General features: G+C 42.2%; 14 protein-coding genes. 7 read left to right on the top strand and 7 right to left on the bottom strand.

The window, feature by feature from the left end:
- Positions 1–41: 41 nt before the first annotated feature.
- The 3 genes from lpxC to purC all read right to left on the bottom strand — a co-directional run bounded on the left by lpxC (position 42) and on the right by purC (position 4,661).
- Positions 42–890, bottom strand: a complete 849-nt coding sequence (lpxC, locus tag V7L20_RS11575; protein WP_334744217.1) for a UDP-3-O-acyl-N-acetylglucosamine deacetylase — start codon at positions 888–890, stop codon at positions 42–44.
- Positions 891–1,132: 242 nt separating this feature from the next.
- Entirely contained in the window at positions 1,133–3,781 is a 2,649-nt protein-coding gene (locus V7L20_RS11570) for a BamA/TamA family outer membrane protein (protein WP_334744216.1), read from the bottom strand.
- A 142-nt stretch (positions 3,782–3,923) separates the two neighbouring features.
- Entirely contained in the window at positions 3,924–4,661 is a 738-nt protein-coding gene (gene purC / locus V7L20_RS11565) for a phosphoribosylaminoimidazolesuccinocarboxamide synthase (RefSeq protein ID WP_334744215.1), read from the bottom strand.
- Positions 4,662–5,350: 689 nt separating this feature from the next.
- On the opposite strand from purC, the gene V7L20_RS11560 reads away from it, so the two are divergent.
- Positions 5,351–5,626, top strand: coding sequence for a DUF7219 family protein (locus V7L20_RS11560; protein WP_229554907.1), 276 nt, complete (start codon positions 5,351–5,353; stop codon positions 5,624–5,626).
- A gap of 82 nt (positions 5,627–5,708) precedes the next feature.
- Here the strand turns inward: V7L20_RS11560 and V7L20_RS11555 are convergent, their stop codons facing one another.
- The 4 genes from V7L20_RS11555 to V7L20_RS11540 all read right to left on the bottom strand — a co-directional run bounded on the left by V7L20_RS11555 (position 5,709) and on the right by V7L20_RS11540 (position 12,104).
- Complete coding sequence (locus V7L20_RS11555) at positions 5,709–8,330, bottom strand: GAF domain-containing protein (protein ID WP_334744214.1); 2,622 nt, start codon at positions 8,328–8,330, stop codon at positions 5,709–5,711.
- Between the two features lie 523 nt (positions 8,331–8,853).
- The gene (locus V7L20_RS11550) at positions 8,854–10,023 is read right to left on the bottom strand and encodes a glycosyltransferase family 4 protein (protein ID WP_334744213.1); all 1,170 of its coding nucleotides are present in this window, start codon (positions 10,021–10,023) and stop codon (positions 8,854–8,856) included.
- A 231-nt stretch (positions 10,024–10,254) separates the two neighbouring features.
- The gene (locus V7L20_RS11545; protein WP_334744212.1) at positions 10,255–11,409 is read right to left on the bottom strand and encodes an NAD-dependent epimerase/dehydratase family protein; all 1,155 of its coding nucleotides are present in this window, start codon (positions 11,407–11,409) and stop codon (positions 10,255–10,257) included.
- Between the two features lie 164 nt (positions 11,410–11,573).
- A complete protein-coding gene (locus V7L20_RS11540; protein WP_334744211.1) occupies positions 11,574–12,104 on the bottom strand; it encodes a hypothetical protein in 531 nt (176 codons plus the stop codon).
- A gap of 220 nt (positions 12,105–12,324) precedes the next feature.
- Here V7L20_RS11540 and V7L20_RS11535 point away from each other — a divergent pair, with 220 nt between their 5' ends.
- The 6 genes from V7L20_RS11535 to V7L20_RS11510 all read left to right on the top strand — a co-directional run bounded on the left by V7L20_RS11535 (position 12,325) and on the right by V7L20_RS11510 (position 18,133).
- Complete coding sequence (locus V7L20_RS11535) at positions 12,325–13,134, top strand: FHA domain-containing protein (protein WP_334744210.1); 810 nt, start codon at positions 12,325–12,327, stop codon at positions 13,132–13,134.
- 226 nt (positions 13,135–13,360) lie between these two features.
- A complete protein-coding gene (locus V7L20_RS11530) occupies positions 13,361–13,711 on the top strand; it encodes a hypothetical protein (RefSeq protein ID WP_334744209.1) in 351 nt (116 codons plus the stop codon).
- 99 nt (positions 13,712–13,810) lie between these two features.
- Entirely contained in the window at positions 13,811–15,322 is a 1,512-nt protein-coding gene (gene ycf46, locus V7L20_RS11525; RefSeq protein ID WP_334744208.1) for a stress-responsive protein Ycf46, read from the top strand.
- Between the two features lie 141 nt (positions 15,323–15,463).
- Positions 15,464–15,814 carry a DUF1257 domain-containing protein gene (locus V7L20_RS11520; protein ID WP_094350625.1) on the top strand — a complete coding sequence of 117 codons (351 nt, stop codon included), beginning with the start codon at positions 15,464–15,466 and terminating at the stop codon, positions 15,812–15,814.
- A gap of 298 nt (positions 15,815–16,112) precedes the next feature.
- Entirely contained in the window at positions 16,113–17,972 is a 1,860-nt protein-coding gene (locus V7L20_RS11515; protein ID WP_334744207.1) for a DUF4209 domain-containing protein, read from the top strand.
- Positions 17,973–17,974: 2 nt separating this feature from the next.
- Complete coding sequence (locus V7L20_RS11510; RefSeq protein ID WP_334744206.1) at positions 17,975–18,133, top strand: hypothetical protein; 159 nt, start codon at positions 17,975–17,977, stop codon at positions 18,131–18,133.
- Positions 18,134–18,283: the final 150 nt, after the last annotated feature.

The raw sequence follows: 18,283 nt of genomic DNA, 5'->3' as shown, positions 1-18,283 counted from the left end.
CTGAGTTTTAAACTTTAGATAAAATAAACTTTAGATAAAATCTAAAATCCAAAATCTAAAATTTTCTGAGCCAGTTGAATGTGTAAATTGTGGCTGGCTTTATACGCTAAGAAATGAGCAATAGGAAAAGTTCCTAGTAAACTTAAATCTCCTACTAAATCCAAGATTTTATGACGGACTGGCTCATTTGCAAATCTTAATGGTGGATTTAGCCACCCTTCTGGCCCACAAACAAGTGCATTATCCAAACTGCCACCTTTAATTAACCCTGTTTTTTGTAAGTGTTCAATTTGATGTAGTAACCCAAAAGTCCGGGCGGGAGCAATTTCTGCAGCAAAGCTAGCAGAAGCTTTTTCTAGTTCTGTGGTTAGTGACCAACTGTACCATTGATTACCAATGGCGGGCAGGTCAAAATCAATACCGTAACTAAAGCGGGTTTCTGGTGCTGGAAGGGCACATACAAAGGCATCGCCTTGATAGATCCATATTGGTTCTGTAATAGCGTTGGGAACTTGATTGTTAACAGGTTGTGATACTAAGCCAACTTGGGCAATGTTGGCTGTCCATACACTTGCTGAACCGTCTAAAAGTGGAACTTCTGGACCATCAATTTCAATCCGGGCATTATTCACACCCATACCGGAAAGCGCAGCTAACAAATGTTCTACCGTGCGGACGGATACCTCACTCTTACCCAACTGAGTTGAGAGAACAGTGTGACTAACTGCCGCAACTTGGGCTGGAATAATCGGCAAATCTGGTAAATCTACCCGTACAAAATAGCGTCCACTTCCCGCCTCAGCAGGTAGTATCCGCACTTGGGTCTTAACACCGCTATGCAATCCCACCCCTATTTGGGTGATTTCCCCAGTTAGAGTGTGCTGTTGCATAGCCTAAAAGACAGTATATTTCCTTTAGTATTGTTCATCGTCTGTTTTGGTAAAATCCCTGATATTGCCCTGAAAATGTGATTAATTCCTTTATCGGAACAGTATTGAGGTAAATGTCAAATTTAGCAAGCTAATCCAAAAAAGTTATGACTCAAGAGTGAGGAGTGAGGAATTAAAACTCATAACTCCTAACTTCTGTACAGACGCGATTAATCGCGTCTCTACTTCTAACTCTTAACTGGTTAAAACCTTTCGCCAATACCGAAATTAATTCGGCTATCACCATCATCGTTAATACCGTAGTCAATCCGAATTGGTCCCAGTGGAGACTGGACGCGAACGCCAAGACCATAGCCGTAGCCACTACCATTTTTGTTTAAAACTTCAGCCGCCCTAGTACTAGTTCCTAAATCGCTGCCAAGATCAAAAAATAGTGCGCCACTGACTACTGAAAAAACTGGAAACCGATACTCAACTGATGCTTGCACATAAGAGCGTCCACTACCTAATGCTCCTTCTTCATAACCTCGAACAGAATTGCTACCCCCAAGGGTAAAAGCTTCGTAGGGAGGCAAGTCACCAAGGATGGTTCCTGCTTGCAGGTTAAATGCTAAGGTTTGTGCGCCTTTAGAGAGGTTAATCAGCTTGATGGGTAGATATTGGCTGTAGCTTCCCCGAAATCTGGTAAGTAAAACGTTGCCTAGCCCGATGGGAACCGACTGATCAACTCCGAAGCGGAGATAAGAACCCTTAGTGGGTTGCAATGGGTTATTACGGAGATCGCGCTGTGCTCCCAGTTGCAACAGTAGTAAATCGTCTTGACCGCCGCTAGACAAGGTTAATGGAATTTCCTCGCTGATGCGGTTACCGTTATCATCATCAAATACGGCTCCTGTTTTTCTGAGATTGCCATCAGCATCACGCGCAGAAACTCGTTGATACTGTAAACCTGCTGAGGCAGTCCATACAGAAGTTTTGTAAGGATTGGCAGAGAGGGGACGGGTAAAAGTAACACCACCACCTAGACGGAGAATCCGGGGGCGATCCTGAGCATCTGTATTAGTAGGATTACTTGGGTCAAACGTCCTTATATCTTGATCTTGACCATCAAAGATCAGCGAAATGGAACTACGGCGAAAAATATTGGTTGTGTAGGAAGTTCGGTAAGGATCTCCGGCAATCCAAGGGTCTGTAAACCGCAGGTCAAACAGCAGTTCCCGTTCTCCCACCTGTACTTCTGCTCCCAGTTTTTGGTTCCTACCGTTCAGGTTTTGCTGTTGATAGCTAACTGTTCCAAAAAGTCCGCTAGCAGAACTAATCCCTGCACCAGCTGCAATAGAACCACTGCTGCGTTCCGCTACATTCACTACTACATCCACCTTGCTGGGGTCAGTACCAGGGTCAAGGGAAACATTCACATCTTCAAACAGTCCTAGCCCATACACGCGCTGTAGGTCTTTTTGTACTGTATTGCGATTGAATACTTGTCCCGGCTTCAACTCCAATTCTCGTGTAATGATGTAATCCTGTGTCCGTCCCCGAATTGGTTGTCCTTTCTCGTTTGTCTCCTGACCTTCTTTATTGCGGAACCGGACTCTAATATTCTCTACTACACCTTCTGCTATTTGCAAGGTAACAATTCCATTTTCAGAGACTTGTGGCGCTCCAATCACATTAGCTAGTACGTAACCTTGGTCTTGGTACCGCTTGTTTAACTGCTTGATGCCTTCCTGCAAGTCACGCAAGTTAAGGATTTTGCCATACTGATCCCGAAATACTTCATCCACAGTATTCGCTGGCAGTACAGAAGCAACACCAGTGCCAGGATTGGCTTGCACTTCTACTTTGGTTAGGACGGGGTTAGGCTGTACAACAAAGCTCACCCGCACTCCCAAAGGGGTATCTTCTGGCGCTGCTTGCACGTTGGAGAAGAAGCCAGTACCAAAGATGGCGTTAATGTCTTCTTGCAGTTGGCTGCGGGTTGTCGTTCGTCCTGGTTGGGTACGAATTACTCTGTAAACTTGGTCTTCCAGCCCTGGTGGTAGTTGACCTGTCTGTGCTCTAACTATTACTTCCGACACCAGTACGCGGGGGTCATTGGCTTCTGGGGCCGTGTTGGGTTCAGTATTTCCCGGAGTTGTCGGCGGGTTAACATTCTGCGGACTGGGAGTCACACCTGGGCTTGAGGCAGGTGTTCTTTGTTGCCCATTTGGGAATGGAACATTGGGAGCGGTAGATGGTTCTGGAGTTGTGGGTGATAAAGGTTCCGTTCTCGGTGGGTTGACATTTTCTGGGACTGGAGTAGTCTCAGGAGTTGGAGAAGGCGTTGGTTGTTGCCCATTTGGGAATGGAACATCGGGAGCGATAGATGGTTCTGGAATTGTGGGTGATAAAGGTTCCGTTGTCGGTGGGTTGACATTTTCTGGGACTGGAGTAGTCTCAGGAGTTGGAGAAGGCGTTGGTTGTTGAATTTCTGGCGGTGGAATGTCTGGAGTGGGAGACGGCTGTTGAGTAGAGTTAGGATCTATTTGAGGGGTTTGTGCAGTTTTTGGCGTTGTGGAGGTTGGCACGATTACCTTTGGGGTTGCGTAGGCGTAGCCCGCACTTCGGCTGCGCTCAGTGACCACCGCAGGTATCGCTTCTGGATTGGCAGGATAAAGTGCAACAATGCGGAATTTATCCGCCTCCATAACTCCTGTGGGATTAGGTCGAGATTCTAAACTTTTACTATCAACCCGACTAGTATCCTTTTCTGGCTGCTGATTTGTTTCTAGTGTCAAAACTTCTGTTGTCTGTTTTGAACTTTTGGCGGTTTCTGCATTTGCACTCAATGAACCGCCCAAAGGGGCTGCAATTGCTACTGCTGCCAGCAACATGGGAGATAAACGCATTTTACTTATAATTCCTCTTCACTACCACACACACAAATAGTCATTGGTCATTGGTCATTGGTCATTGGTCATTAGCCGTTGGTGAATAACAAAGGACAACTGACAACGGACAATCCACACGAGTTTAATTGATTTTACCCACTTAATTATTACTCTCTACTGCTTTTAGCACTCTTTGTAAAACCTCCTGGTAAGCATCCTCTACATTTCCTAAATCCTGGCGAAAGCGGTCTTTGTCCATTACCCGACGGTTTGAGTCCTGTTCTGCAGTATTCCATAAACGGCAGGTATCGGGGCTAATTTCGTCTGCTAAGAGCAACTGCTGCTGTGAGTCCAAACCAAACTCTAGTTTGAAGTCTACTAGGGTAATGCCGCATCGCTGCCAAAAGTTTTTGAGGAATTCATTGATTTGCAATGCAAGATGTGTAATTGCATCTACTTGTTCCGCAGTAGCTAGTTCTAGCAGGTACAGGCGATCGCGTGTCAGCAAGGGATCTCCTAACTGATCGTTTTTGTAATAAAACTCAACCAAAGGCTGTTTTAGAATTGTACCCACTGGTAAGCCTGTTTGCTGAGACAAACTGCCAGCAGCAATATTTCTGATAACTACTTCTAAGGGTAAAATTTTTACTGCCTTCACCCGCATCTGATTCGGGGTAGGGCTGTCGATAAAGTGAGTTTTTATACCTTTTGACTCCAACTGTTTAAAAAGCTGGCTAGAAATGCTACAATTAATTTTTCCCTTCTCTTGGATACTGCCACGCTTTTGGGCGTTATACGCCGTGGCGTCGTCTTTAAAATCGGCCAACAAGACTTCTGGATCGTCTGTTGTGTAGAGAATTTTGGCTTTGCCTTCGTATAACTTGGAATAAACAGACATGGTGGCAGGTAGAGTTCTAGGCGATGGACAAAAGTTGTCCTTTGAGGCTTCACCATTTTATCTTTAGTTATTAACTATTAGCCATTGATAATTATTTAGGAGGCTGCAAGGACACGGTTAATCGGGCACAAGTCTATGACAAACCCGCAGTGCGGGAAGAGGGCAGACGAACACAGAAGAAAATCTTCTTGCTCTGCCTCTTTTTAGTCACGACCTAGCAGAAAGTTGCTAAAGATTCACAACTGAATCTCTAACTTTTAACAGACGACAATTTGCTTTAATAGTAGTAAATTTACCTAAGTACTTTTACCCGCAAAAATCTGTAACTATATTTTTGCAAAATGATAATTGCTAGCGACTACGGGTATATTTTAGCAATTCGTAAGTCAGAGTTTAAACTGAAGTTAATTACAGTCAGAAATTCATAAATTAAGATGAGATAAATTGAGAACTGGGAGGTAAATCAAATATTCTCTTTAGTCACTTTAGGAGAAACTTTTTTTGTAAGTTTTACAGTAAAAGTATTTCAAGCTTTATTTTCTAGTCTCAAAATCTAAATCAACCAATTCCCGCATCAATAATTGGAAAAGGAGTTTTATGGTTCGAGTTACCGTAGTCTGACGATAGTAAAGATCGCGGTAGCTAATGATTCAGCTTTAGAGATTCAAATACAAGAGGAGTTGAATAAATTGGAGAATAAAATAGTGAACAAGGATGACTTTCTTTACCCTCGCGGCCGCTACTACGGTCAGGTAAAGCCAGAAAATTTGGTTTTTAATGCAAATCTACAAGAATTTGCCCAACGAGTAAGCTACATTTGCAACTTAGAAACAGGTGGAAAACTGCCTCCAGGTCAAGCTTACGAACAAATCAAGGATTTATGGAAACAGTTGAAACGCTCAAAAAAAGAGCTAAGAATTGGTGAAGACCCATTTCAAGATGACCAGGGGGAGGTTGAAGGTTGAATATGGCATGGGGGGATGAGGGGGCAAGGGAAGCAGGGGAAGAAGAATTAATAACCCATGCCCAATGCCCAATGCCCCATTACTATTTAGTAAGCATTGTCCAAACACCATCCCAGGATTCTGGGGGCGGCGCTTGTTGGTAACTACGCGCACGTTCTAGGTGGATATCAACAACTTGGTCTTGGGGTTGGATGCATTTGGCGGCTTCAAAACAGGCGATCGCTTGGGAGAAGTTACGCGATAAATAAGCCGAGCGTCCAGTATGATAGTGAAACAAAAACTCTTGAGCGTTGGCATCTAGAGGAGTAGTACGATCGCCAATTAACTCGTAGATATTAACTGCCTGGTGTTTCCCTTTGACTCGGATTTTATCTAACTGGCGCACCCAAATGCGATCGCTGCAAAGCTGATAAGTAAATTCGCTCAAAATTATATCACAACCGTAATCCTTAGTTACCGCTTCCAAACGTGAACTCAAATTTACGCCATCTCCAATTACGGTGTAATCCATCCGTTTGCGGGAACCAATATTACCCGAAACCACTTCTCCAGAACTAATCCCAATACCAACATGGATTTGTGGCTGCGCCTGGATAATTCGCCGTCGGTTAAATTCCTCTAACCGTTGTCGCATATCTAATGCTGACTGTACAGCCCTCCAAGCATGATTTTCTGTAAGTGGTAGCGGCGCACCAAATACCGCCATTAAGGCATCACCAATAAATTTATCAAGAGTGCCTTCGTAGTTAAAAACCGCCTCCACCATCGTTTCAAAATACTCATTGAGCAGTAATACCACTTCAGCTGCACCAAGATTTTCTGTAAGTGTGGTGTAGCCCCGGATATCAGAAAACAAGATAGTTACTTCCTTGCGCTCACCCACCATTAAAGTATCTTCCCCCAAAGCCATAATTTGCTCGGCTACATGGGGCGTTAGGTAACGGGACATGGTAGTTTTCATCCGTTTTTCCTGGCTGATATCTTCTAACACCACCAAACCACCCCGGACACTGCCTTCAGGGTTAGTTAGAGGATTAACAGTTAGATTTGTGCTGCGTTCTAATTTTTGCACTTCATTAGCAGTGAGAAACTCAGATTGGGAAGTGACGGGTAGATTCCAGGGAATAAACACATCGGGGTTAGTGCGATCGCGCACTGCTAAAATTGAGTGCTGGGTCCGAAATTTTAATTCTTGAGTCTCACTTTTAACTCCTAACCCAACGGCCTGCTCAGGGCATCGCTCCTCACTATTAACTTTAAAAATTCCCACTATCAAACTTTGCTCAGGCACATAATGTTTAGCTCCAGTTTTTAAACTATCTTCTAGCCGCATTTGGAGATTTTCAATTGGTACAACTTCCCAAACTAGACGACCAATCAAATTTTGTTCCCATAAAAGTTTGTTGTTCTTGCTACTAGCATCTTTTATAGGACAACCCAGCAACTCTAGCGCCGCATCATTAATTGTAACAATACGTCCTGCCATATCTGTAGAAATTACAGCATCTGATAGACTTTGTAAAATATCTTTTTGATACTGTTTTTCTAACAGCACATTTTCAAACAGACGAGCATTTTCTAAAGCAACTCCTGCCTGAATATTAAAAGCCCGCATAAACTCTTCATCAGAAGCAGTAAAACTGCTTTGTTGTTTATTAATTAATTGTGTAACGCCAATTAATTCATTTGCAGAATTAAATACTGGCAAACACAGTATATTGCGAGTTACATAGCCAGTTTTTCTATCTGTACTCGGGTCAAAACGAGGATCTTTATAAGCATCAGAAATATTTAAGGCTTCACCAGTGGAGGCCACATAGCCAGCAATGCCACGGTTAGCAGGAATGCGGATTTCTATCAAGTCTGTGTCATCTGCCGCCGCAGCAACTTTCGTCCAGAGTTCGCTCATCTCTTTACGATATAAAAATAGTGTGCTGCGGTCTGCTTGCATTAAAATTCGAGCTTGCTCCATGACTATTTGCAAAGTTGCTTCTAAATCCAAACTTTGCCCCAGTGTCTGAGTTGCCCGCAATAAAGCCGTTGCGCCTCTTTGATTCCGAGCGGCTACATAAAAAGATTGGCAGCTTTCCAGAATAATACCAATAGAAGCGGCGAAGTCTCGAAACCGTTCTTCATCATCAGAATTAAACGGAATATTCCCGGTTTTATTAGCCAGTTGCACTACTGCTACAGTCTGGTTTTTGCTACTGATAACAGGCATACATAAAATATTATGGATTTTGTAGCCCATTTGTTTTTCAAGTTCTGGGCTAAATAAGGGATGAGTATAAGTTTCAGATATATTTAAATACTGACCTGTACTGGCAACATGACCGGGGATACCCACTGTGATAGGAGTCCGAATTTCTAAGAATTTTTGGGTATTATCTTGAGGAACTTTTGACCAGAGTTGACCTTTGTCATAATCAACTAAAAAAATAGCAGTGTGTTCTGCTTGCAGAATTTGACCAATTTTGAGTGTAATAGCTTCTAGCACCTTCTCCAACATAGTTTCTAGAGCTTCATTATTGATCAGTTCAATAGCTCTAAGAAATTGCTGGAACTCAGCAGTTATAAAGTCGAGTAAGCAAACAAATTCATTAACAGATAAGTCTTTAACACGACGCAGTAGGGCGTGAGTACGATTAACTTGAGTAAGTTCAGTTAATGTAGCCAAGACGCTACCAGGATTTGGGAGTGTCACGTCGCTTTGCTCCGAATTCAAAATTCAAAATTCAAAATTCAATAATTTTTAATCCCTATACTTCGGCTACGCTCAGTAACCATAAATAAATTTAGGGGCAAGTCAACGGACACCGTATTTCTCTCCTGCATTTGCTTTTGGCGACACTATATACATTTTTTTCTCCATAAATAAATTTATATGCTTTGTACTATAAGTCTGTTTCAGTAACCGAAATTTTAAATTTTAGATTTTGGGCACGGGGCACTGGGCACTTGTACTGAGCTTGTCCTGAGCGTCTTGCCCTGAGCGGACTTGCACTGAGCGACTTGTGCCAAGCTTGTCCTCTTGGTAGTCGAAGGGCGAAGTCGAGGTAAGTCGAAGTAGCCGAAGGGAGCCGAAGGCGTAGTTGAAGTATTGAGCATTGATTATTAATTCTTCTCCCCCTGCTTTCCCTGCCTCCCCCGGTTACTGAGCGCAGCGATGCACTGAGCTTGCCGAAGTGTCGAAGTATGCTCCCCCTGCTTCTTCATCTTCCCACTCCTTACTCCCTACTCCCTGATTTTGCCAACTTTTCAGAAAATATTACCTTTTGATAATAATCTTGTAGCTGTCTGGTGGCAGATGGCCAACCCCAACTTTCAGCTTCCTGGCGAGCATTTTGACGGATGATGTCTCGTTGTTGTTTTTGTTCTAAGAGGCGAACAGTAGCAGCGATGGCTCCGCCAACGCCAGGGGCGAACGCTCCTTGAACATCTGTTGTTGGCTCAAAAAGATATCCATTTACTCCATCTGTGACAATATCAGGAATCCCCCCAGAACGGGCTGCTACTACCGGACAGCCAGCTGCCATTGCTTCTAATAGTACTAAACCGAGTGTTTCTGTGCGGGAAGGAAAGATAAAGGCATCAGCACTGGCAAAGGCAGAACCTAATTCTTGCCCCATGAGATAGCCAACAAAATAGGTGTTTGTGCCAGCAAAGTGTTTTTGCAATGCTTCACGATGGGGACCATCTCCAACCAATGCTAACCGCGCTTCGGGAATTGCTTCTAAAATTGGTTTGATGCGCTCAATTTCTTTTTCAGCAGAAAGCCGCCCCACGTAAAGTAGCAATGGACTTTCTGGATGATTTTTTGATAGGCGCGATCGCATCTCTACACTAGCTAAATGGGGGTGAAATAATTCCGTATCCACCCCGCGCTGCCATAAATCTACACGTTCAATACCGTGTGCTGTCAGTTCCTCCATCATTGCTGTGGAGGTACACAGATTTAAAGCAGCTTGATTATGAGCGCCTTTGAGCAGTTCCCAAAGAAAACCTTCCAGCATCCCTAAACCGTAATGCTGGAGATATTGGGGTAAATGCGTGTGATAAGACGCTACTAAGGGTATTTTGAGGATTTTGCTATAAAATATCCCAGACAAACCTAAAACTGCTGGATTCACAACATGAATAATATCTGGCTTAAACTCTTCTAAGGCGTACCCAATAGCTGGGCGGGGAAGTGCCATTTTCAATTCTGGATACAATGGCAGAGGAAAGCCAGTAACGCCGTAAACTTTAGCACCTTTGTGTTCTGTAATACCTCCATCAGGAGCAATTACCAGCACTTGATTACCATTACGCTGTAAATGGTCAACAGTATGGCGCAGGCGCGTTACAATGCCGTCAACCTTGGGTAAAAAGGTTTCGGTGAATAGGGCAATTCTCATATAAAACTATTCAGTCCAGGCAGATAATCTCAGCTTAGAGTGCATTTTGCTATTAAACCAGAGTAAACTGTCTCGCGTGCTGTAATCAATTCTGCACAGTCAAAATAACTGTGGTAAACGCAAATTTAGTAATAGCTGGACGATACGCTTGAGAAATAATAACTGATTGGTCGTCATATTGTGCTAAGACATGACGACCAATGTTAAACCCACCATTTACTGAGGTTTATCCTAATTTCTGTGCCAAGAGACTTTGGGCAGAATTTGTTTGTGATCAACTCGTTTCTGATACTTGATGGCAAAGTTTAACAGAGAATCGAGTAAAGAATCAGAAAGCAAGTGAGGCTCTAAACCTAAATCGAGCAATTTAGTGTTTTTAGCGTTGAAGTAATGTTCTTCTTTCTCGACTCTGGGATTATCTAGGTGATTGATTTCTACATTCAATCCCATAGCGTTACCAGCTTTTTTCACCATCAATGCCAAGTCGCCGACGCTGAATTGTTCGGTAAATTGGTTAAATACGCGGAATTCACCAGCTTCGGCAGGGTTAGCGATCGCTAATTCCACACATCGTACTGTATCCCGAATATCCAAAAATCCGCGAGTTTGCCCACCTTTACCGTAGACAGTTAAAGGGTGTCCAATCGCTGCTTGAATACAAAAGCGGTTTAGTGCAGTACCAAAGACACCATCGTAATCCAGCCGATTAATCAATAGTTCGTCCATCCCCGTTTCTTCGGTTAAGACGCCATAAACTACACCCTGATTTAAATCAGTTGCCCGCAATCCCCAAATCCGGCAAGCAAAGTGGATGTTATGACTATCATGGACTTTGCTCAAGTGGTACATTGAACCGGGTTGCTTGGGATAAGGTAGGGTATCCTTGCGTCCATTGTGTTCAATGGTGATATACCCTTCTTCGATGTCAATGTTGGGTGTACCGTATTCACCCATCGTTCCCAGCTTTACCAAATGACAGTCGGGGAAATCTTCCCGCATGGCGTACAGCAAGTTCAACGTACCAACTACATTATTGACCTGGGTAACAACTGCATGTTCGCGGTCAATCATGGAAAATGGGGCCGAACGCTGTTCACCAAAATGCACCAGAGCATTTGGCTGAAATTGCTGTAATGTTTTATGGAGAAATTCGTAATTAGTAATATCGCCGATGAACAAATCGATAGATTTACCTGTCAAATCTTGCCAGCGCTGGAGACGTTGTTGAATTAGTGCGATCGGAGTGAGAGTTTCGACACCAAGTTCATTATCCCAATGCCGCCGCACCAAACTATCTAAAATTCCAACTTCATAACCTCGATTGGAAAGGTAAAGAGCAGTTGCCCAACCGCAATATCCATCACCACCAATAACCAGGACTTTCATCTTCACCAGTTTTTACTCGCTGATAGCTAAATCTATCAGGTTTATGTCCCCTCTTAATCATCATTCTGAGAGAAATGTGGATTTTGGGAGCAGGAAGCAAGGGGAAATGGGCGCAGATGAAGGGAATTCTCCTAACTCCTAACTCCTCACTCTTAACTTCTAACTCAGGACTTGGAAATCCGATACTGCTGGGCAATGTAATGAAACAAACGATAGTAATCTTGAAAATCTTGGCTCTTGCTTCGTCCTTCCCAGTAGTATTTAACTTGACTCTGAGTTAGTGTCAGTGTCATTGAACTTACTAGTCGATCAACTTCTACAACTAGCACCCCAGATACTCCTTGGGCGGTTTGAAAGTTGGGTTTGATTTTTTTTACTAGCTCTTTGTTTGTAGTAATCGAATTCAGTAGCTGCTGACTTGCCCACCCTCGAATTTCCACTGTTTTGTCCTGGGGTGAAGTAAAGGCAATTCCATCATCATTTTCTGGCGCTGCTAAAGAAGTCCAGTTACTCGGATATGGAAATTCAAAGCCATAACGGGAGTTGCTATAAGTTTTCCAGGCGCTCGCTCCGGCGTTAAAATTATTTGCAGTACAACCCCACAAGATTATTAACAGGGCAATAACTCCGCTAACGCTGGCGGCAAATCTATAAATTCTTCGCCCCAAACTACAAATTTTATTAGCAGTAGCCATTTACATTACACATTTTGCCAAAGTCACTAATTTTATAGAAGTACCAGAAACTCAGATCAATACCTTCGCCAATTTACTAGCTATTCCCGAATCCGTAAACTGCTGAATAAACTGCACCAAAAAAGGATTCATTAAAAATTCAATAATATTCAGGATATTTACCATTCTCTTTTGAGTTCTCAGTAGAGAAACTTATAAAAAGTGCTTTATCACACAATTTATGCATAGTGCATCTCAGACAGCCGAGGTAACTTTGGAGCTTTTTCACTTCCAAACCAACACATCTTTGCAATTTCCAGCAAATCTTTCTGTAATTTGCATCGGTAAGCCAAACGACCAAAAATCACCAGATATTGATATTTCTGGCTTACCAGATTCGGATGTGGCATCTCGTATCCACGCCCAAATTTGGATAAATGGGGATGAATACCATATCACCGATTTGGGCAGTTCTAATGGCACATACATTAACGGTGCGAGACTTCAACCTCAAGTTTTTTTTCCACTGCATTTAGGAGATAGAATTTCTCTTGGGCAGGGAGACAAAATAACTTTTATATTTAGGCTGCAGCAGTACTCTGCATCTGCCACAACAAATCCTACGCCAAACTCTGCACCGACAAAAATTACAGCGCCTACCATTGGTAAAGAAGAGGAACAAGTAATCCTTGCCAGCAAGCTTATTGGCTTAGGACTAATCCTAGCAGGCGTTACATTTTTAAGTACAAGTGTTTATGTAAGCGTCTACTTACGCAGCACACCTGGAATTTTGCTGTATATCGCAGGTATAGTAGCTCTGAATTGGAGTGGACGCGATAATCGGAAGCTAGGATGGGTGTTGATTGGTATAGGAATTGCTCTATTCATCGCCAGTGGTGTTGTAATCGGCTCTATGTCCCTTTTTTCTATGCTAGTGTCATTCGCTGGCATCTCTTGTGGATATCAGTTATTTACAACCGGAAAAGTGTTCAACTTTAATCCGCCTACGCTCCAAATAGTTAAAAAATCAGCCAACTCAGGCAATCATTAAATTAGCGATCGCTAATTTCCATTAAGGTTTCAGGTTTTGAATGTCTAAGTCCTGATTAATTCTCAGAGGTTTGTAGTCAGCTATTTATCACTCAATAAACAGCATTTCAACCTTAGATGTAAATAAATGTAACGATCTTAGCGTCAAAACGTTTTACTGTCTTGACAACCAAGAAAGGAACCGATAACTTGATATACATACCCGGGTAAGACCGTTAAAGAGTTATATGCAAACGCAAACTAAGCAAAAGGTCACTTTGTATTTATCGCCAGAGTTGCACAAAAAATTGAAGATTCGTTCAGCAGTAGATTCCGAACCAATGTCAGAACTTGCGGAACGTGCCCTCGTTTTTTACCTATCTAATTCAGAATTGGTTGACGAGATAGAAGATTCTTATGGGCGGACTCATAAAGTTTATTCATGCCCAACTTGTGATAGCTCACTAGTATTACGTGATGGGGAACTGATTGCTTTAGGCAATCAACCAGGAGTAGTTGGTCAACCACATCTTTCCATTGATGAAATGGATGAGGATGAAACCAATCCCAAGGGTGAGGAAGAGTTAGTTCCTTGCTAAATAAAAAATAGGAATCATGAATAAATAATTCATAATTCGGTTGTCTTTACCAGAAGCAATGTCTCTACTGTCTCTATAAGGTCTCAAGTAGGTCGATGTATGAAAGAAGAGCTCAATATCCTAATTCAAGCTCAATACCCTTTAATCTACCTTGTGACCTCCGAGGAAGAGCGGGCTGAGCAAGCAGTTTCCACAATCGCCCAGTCGTTAAAGCCCCAACGTCGAGTATTTGTCTGGACAGTAACACACGGCATTGTGGAATATGGTCAACCTCGGAATGTCACGCAACATAATACCGTGTCTCCAGAGGCGGCAATTGAGTGGATAATCCGGCAGAAAGAACCTAGTATATTTATTCTTAAAGATTTACATCCTTTTATTGATGCGCCTGCAACAAATAGATCGTTACGTGATGCGATCGCTAGCTTTAAAGGTACGCATAAAAACATCATTTTGATGTCGCCGATGCAACAAGTGCCTATAGAGTTAGAAAAAGAAGTTGTTGTTATCGATTTTACACTGCCAGATATGGCAGAGTTGAATAAAGTACTAACTCAGCACGTAGACCAAAATCGTGGTCGGCGCTTGACTACAGAAGCCAGAGAAAAGCTTCTTAGAGCAGCTTTAGGTCTAACTAAAGATGAAGCTGAGAAAGTCTACCGAAAGGCACAGGTAACTACAGGGCGTTTGACGGAAGATGAAGTAGATATCGTTTTATCTGAGAAAAAGCAACTAATTCGGCGCAATGGCATATTAGAATACATTGAAGAAGATGAAACCATTGATGCTGTAGGTGGCTTAGAAGAGTTAAAAAGATGGCTCAAGCAACGTTCTAACGCTTTTACAGAAAGAGCAAGAGAATATGGTTTGCCTCAACCAAAGGGGATGTTAATTCTCGGAGTTCCTGGTTGTGGTAAGTCATTAATTGCCAAAACTACTTCCCGACTGTGGGGTTTGCCCTTATTAAGGTTGGATATGGGGCGAGTTTACGACGGCTCAATGGTGGGACGAAGTGAAGCAAACTTGCGAAACGCCCTCAAAACAGCAGAATCTATTTCCCCAGCGATTTTGTTTATTGATGAATTAGATAAATCCTTCGCTGGTAGTGGAGGTTCCTCTGATTCTGATGGGGGGACTTCAAGTAGAATCTTCGGCTCTTTCCTCACCTGGATGCAAGATAAGAAATCACCAGTGTTTGTAATGGCAACCGCCAACAGAGTAGAACGCTTACCTGGCGAGTTTCTGAGGAAAGGACGCTTTGATGAAATTTTCTTTGTCGACCTGCCAACACCGGAAGAACGGCAGCAAATTTTTAATATTCATCTGACCAAGCGCCGTGAAGACATCTCTCGATTTGATCTTGAGCAATTAGCCAAGATGTCTGATGGCTTTTCTGGGGCAGAAATAGAGCAAGCGATCGTTGCGGCAATGTATGAAGCTTTTGCCCAAGATCGGGAGTTCACCCAACTAGATATTATTGCTGCACTGAAGGCAACTTTGCCGCTGTCTCGAACGATGCAAGAACAAGTAACGGCTCTGAGAGATTGGGCCAGACAGCGCGCACGCCCCGCAGCATCCTCCGTAGCTGAATATCAGCGAATGGAGTTTTAAAAGCTTTCCTCTGCCATCCCAGGGGGAAAGGCTAGCAGAAAATGCTAGCAGTTATAACAAAAGCCGCATCCTGTTAAGCGCGGCTTCGCCCAAAACAAACCGTTGTCGTTTTTCTCAATCTTCTCATTGGAGGAAACCCAAATGTCTCACTTTAGCACCCTGCGTACCAAAATCACCGATGCCGAAATCCTCAAGGCTTCCTTGCGCGACCTCGGTATCAGCGTAAAGACTGAAGCTGATGTCCGTGGTTATAACGGTCAGCGTGTCCGTTCTGACATCGTTGCCGTGTTGGAAGGCGAATATGACCTCGGTTGGTCTCGTAATGGCGATGGTTCTTTTGACCTAATCGCTGACCTGTGGGGCGTTGCTAAGAAGCACAACCAAACCGAGTTGATCAACTCAATCAACCAAAAGTATGCCGTTAACAAAACTTTGGCTGAAGTAAAACAGCGCGGTCTGCAAAACGCCAATGTGAAGTTGGTATTGCAATAACAATTTCTCTGCGCGTTCCCAAAGCTGCACGGGTTAACCATATAAATAGCGGTTAGCCCGCTTTTTTATCGGGACTGAGATGTATTTCTCAGTCCCTATTTATTATATTAATTAATTTTTATAGAATTCAATTTGGAACTACTCGCTTTCTTCAGTGATTTGCTACCAAATGAGTCTTTTATTACTTCTTGTTGTAGCAATGGTGCGTTATAGCTCGTTATAGCTTCCACCAAACAAACCCTACAGTTTGGATAGTTTTTTACTTGAAATCCCAAATGATGCCTCATAAACTCTAAATATGTCACAATTTGAATCTGTACCACAGTTTGAGTTATCAGACTTTGATAAGTATCAATGGACAGAGATATTAGATAAAAAAATCCCGAAAGAATGCCAAAATTACAGCGAGGAATTTCGGATTTTATCCGAAGCATATAAATTATCTGGTGACAGGATAGCTCAGGAGATTTTCAAGTTTTTGAGTGAGATTACTTCTCTTCTAATGGAGCCGCAGATCCTCCCTGCTGTAGAAGAGATGATAACCTCAGCTTTGTCTGATCATCATTTGGCTATATTAAGAGGGTTAGCTATAAAGATAACTGATCCTGAAATGCTGGCAAGGTTAGCTGACATACTCTGGATTTGTAAACGAGATCCAGAAAAGGCTAGACCAATACAAATGGCTAAGGTAGCTGTAGAGTCATATCTTAAATCAGCAAGGAATCTAGAAGATACAGAAAACTGGATGAGTTGTTATGAAAGATTACAACGAGCAGCACAGTTAGCACCTCTCATTGATGGCAAAAAGAATACTGTAATACGATGCCAAGTTTTTAATCATATTGACAAACTTATAGATCGCTATATAGGTATAGATAATGAATTCTTGACAGGTAGTGCTATGAAAGTACTCCAAGAAGAGTTCAGAAAGAGCCTCAATATTATCCACAGTAACTTTTTAATCTATGCAACTAAATATGCAACCATTGCTTCACAAAAGGCAGTTTGTATGGAGAAATTTCCAAATTATCACCAAGCTTTTTGTCATAAAAAAGCCTATCGTGATATAGAGAGCGAATGGTACAAAATTGCTGGTGACAAAGAATCTGAACGTATTGCAAAGTTGTATCTTGCAGAAGTTGAGGTTTGGTATGCCGAGCAAGCTCTTGTTGAAAATGAACATAATGTTTATAGTGTTGCGGCTGGACGACTTGAAAATGCTCTCAGAGTTTTTAAGAAGATTGAGGATACTTTTGGAAAAAGACAAGGGACTTCCGCACGTATAGAGGAATTACATAAGCAGATGCTCGATTATCAAAAAAAATCAATGTCTAATATGTTTAGTATTCCTCTTGCTGAAGGTGAAAACAACGATTTTATAAACCCTCAAATACAGCAAATAGCGATAGAATTGGTAAAAGAGAAGTCACTATATGATGCTTTATATTCTTTAGCATTCGGTTCTAATCTGATTCTGAGATTTGAGGATATTGAATCAGAAGCAAAGCAGGATATAGAGTCACACAAAATATCTTATTTAATTCCAAGAGTTCTAGTAGATGAAGAAGGAAAAACAAAAGCTGTTAGTGGGAGTGAAGATGCTTTAGTGGAATCTATGTTTAGAACTGCTAACTTCTATCAATGTTCCTATGGACTAAACTTTATTGCCCCTGCTTGTAATCAAATTTGCTCTGAACATAATGTAAGCTTGGATGATCTATCTTTTATTGTCAATGAAAATCCATTTATCCCAAAAGGACGTGAGCCTCTTTATGCAAGAGGCTTGATAGCTGGATTACAAGGAGATTTTGTTGTTGCAGCACACCTCCTAATTCCACAACTAGAGAACTCATTACGCCATATTTTGAAGCTCAATGGAGCTATCACTTCTCACCTCCAAATTCAACATGATTACACTCTTGGTAAAGTTCTGGAATTACCTGACTTAAAGCAGCTTTTAACAAAAGACGCTATTTTTAATTTGAGATGTTTGTTAATTGAATCTTTAGGTTCTAATCTTAGGAATGAGATTTGCCACGGTTTATTTGATTACCATCGATTTTTCGCACCTGAAGTATTATACCTTTGGTGGTTGACACTATATCTATGCCTTATACCAAGCTACAGACAAAGGGCTAGTAAAACCAAAGAGGAATAAAAATGATATTTGCCCTTTCTGATGAACAAGTACTGGTGCTGACCGAACTGCAAATGGAATCGGAACAGGATGCTCAGTTAAGAGAACTGCTCGATCGCCAACAATCAGGTACTCTTAGTGAAGGCGATCGCTTAGATTTACAAACCCTGATGCAGGTATAATATCAAGAAGGACTTTTAAGAAAAGCCACTGCGTTGAGCGAAGCTGTCAAAGGTGCAGGGCAAACGCATCTAAATATTGACGAGCTTGAATAAGAGTGGAATACGCCAAGAGCGCAACTATATAAGGCTTTGAGAAAATTAAACATCTCA

The sequence above is a fragment of the Nostoc sp. genome (assembly GCF_036916735.1).
Lineage (GTDB): Bacteria > Cyanobacteriota > Cyanobacteriia > Cyanobacteriales > Nostocaceae > Nostoc.
The sequence above is the reverse complement of the archived record's forward strand: the minus strand, read 5'-3'. Positions and strand labels throughout refer to the sequence as shown.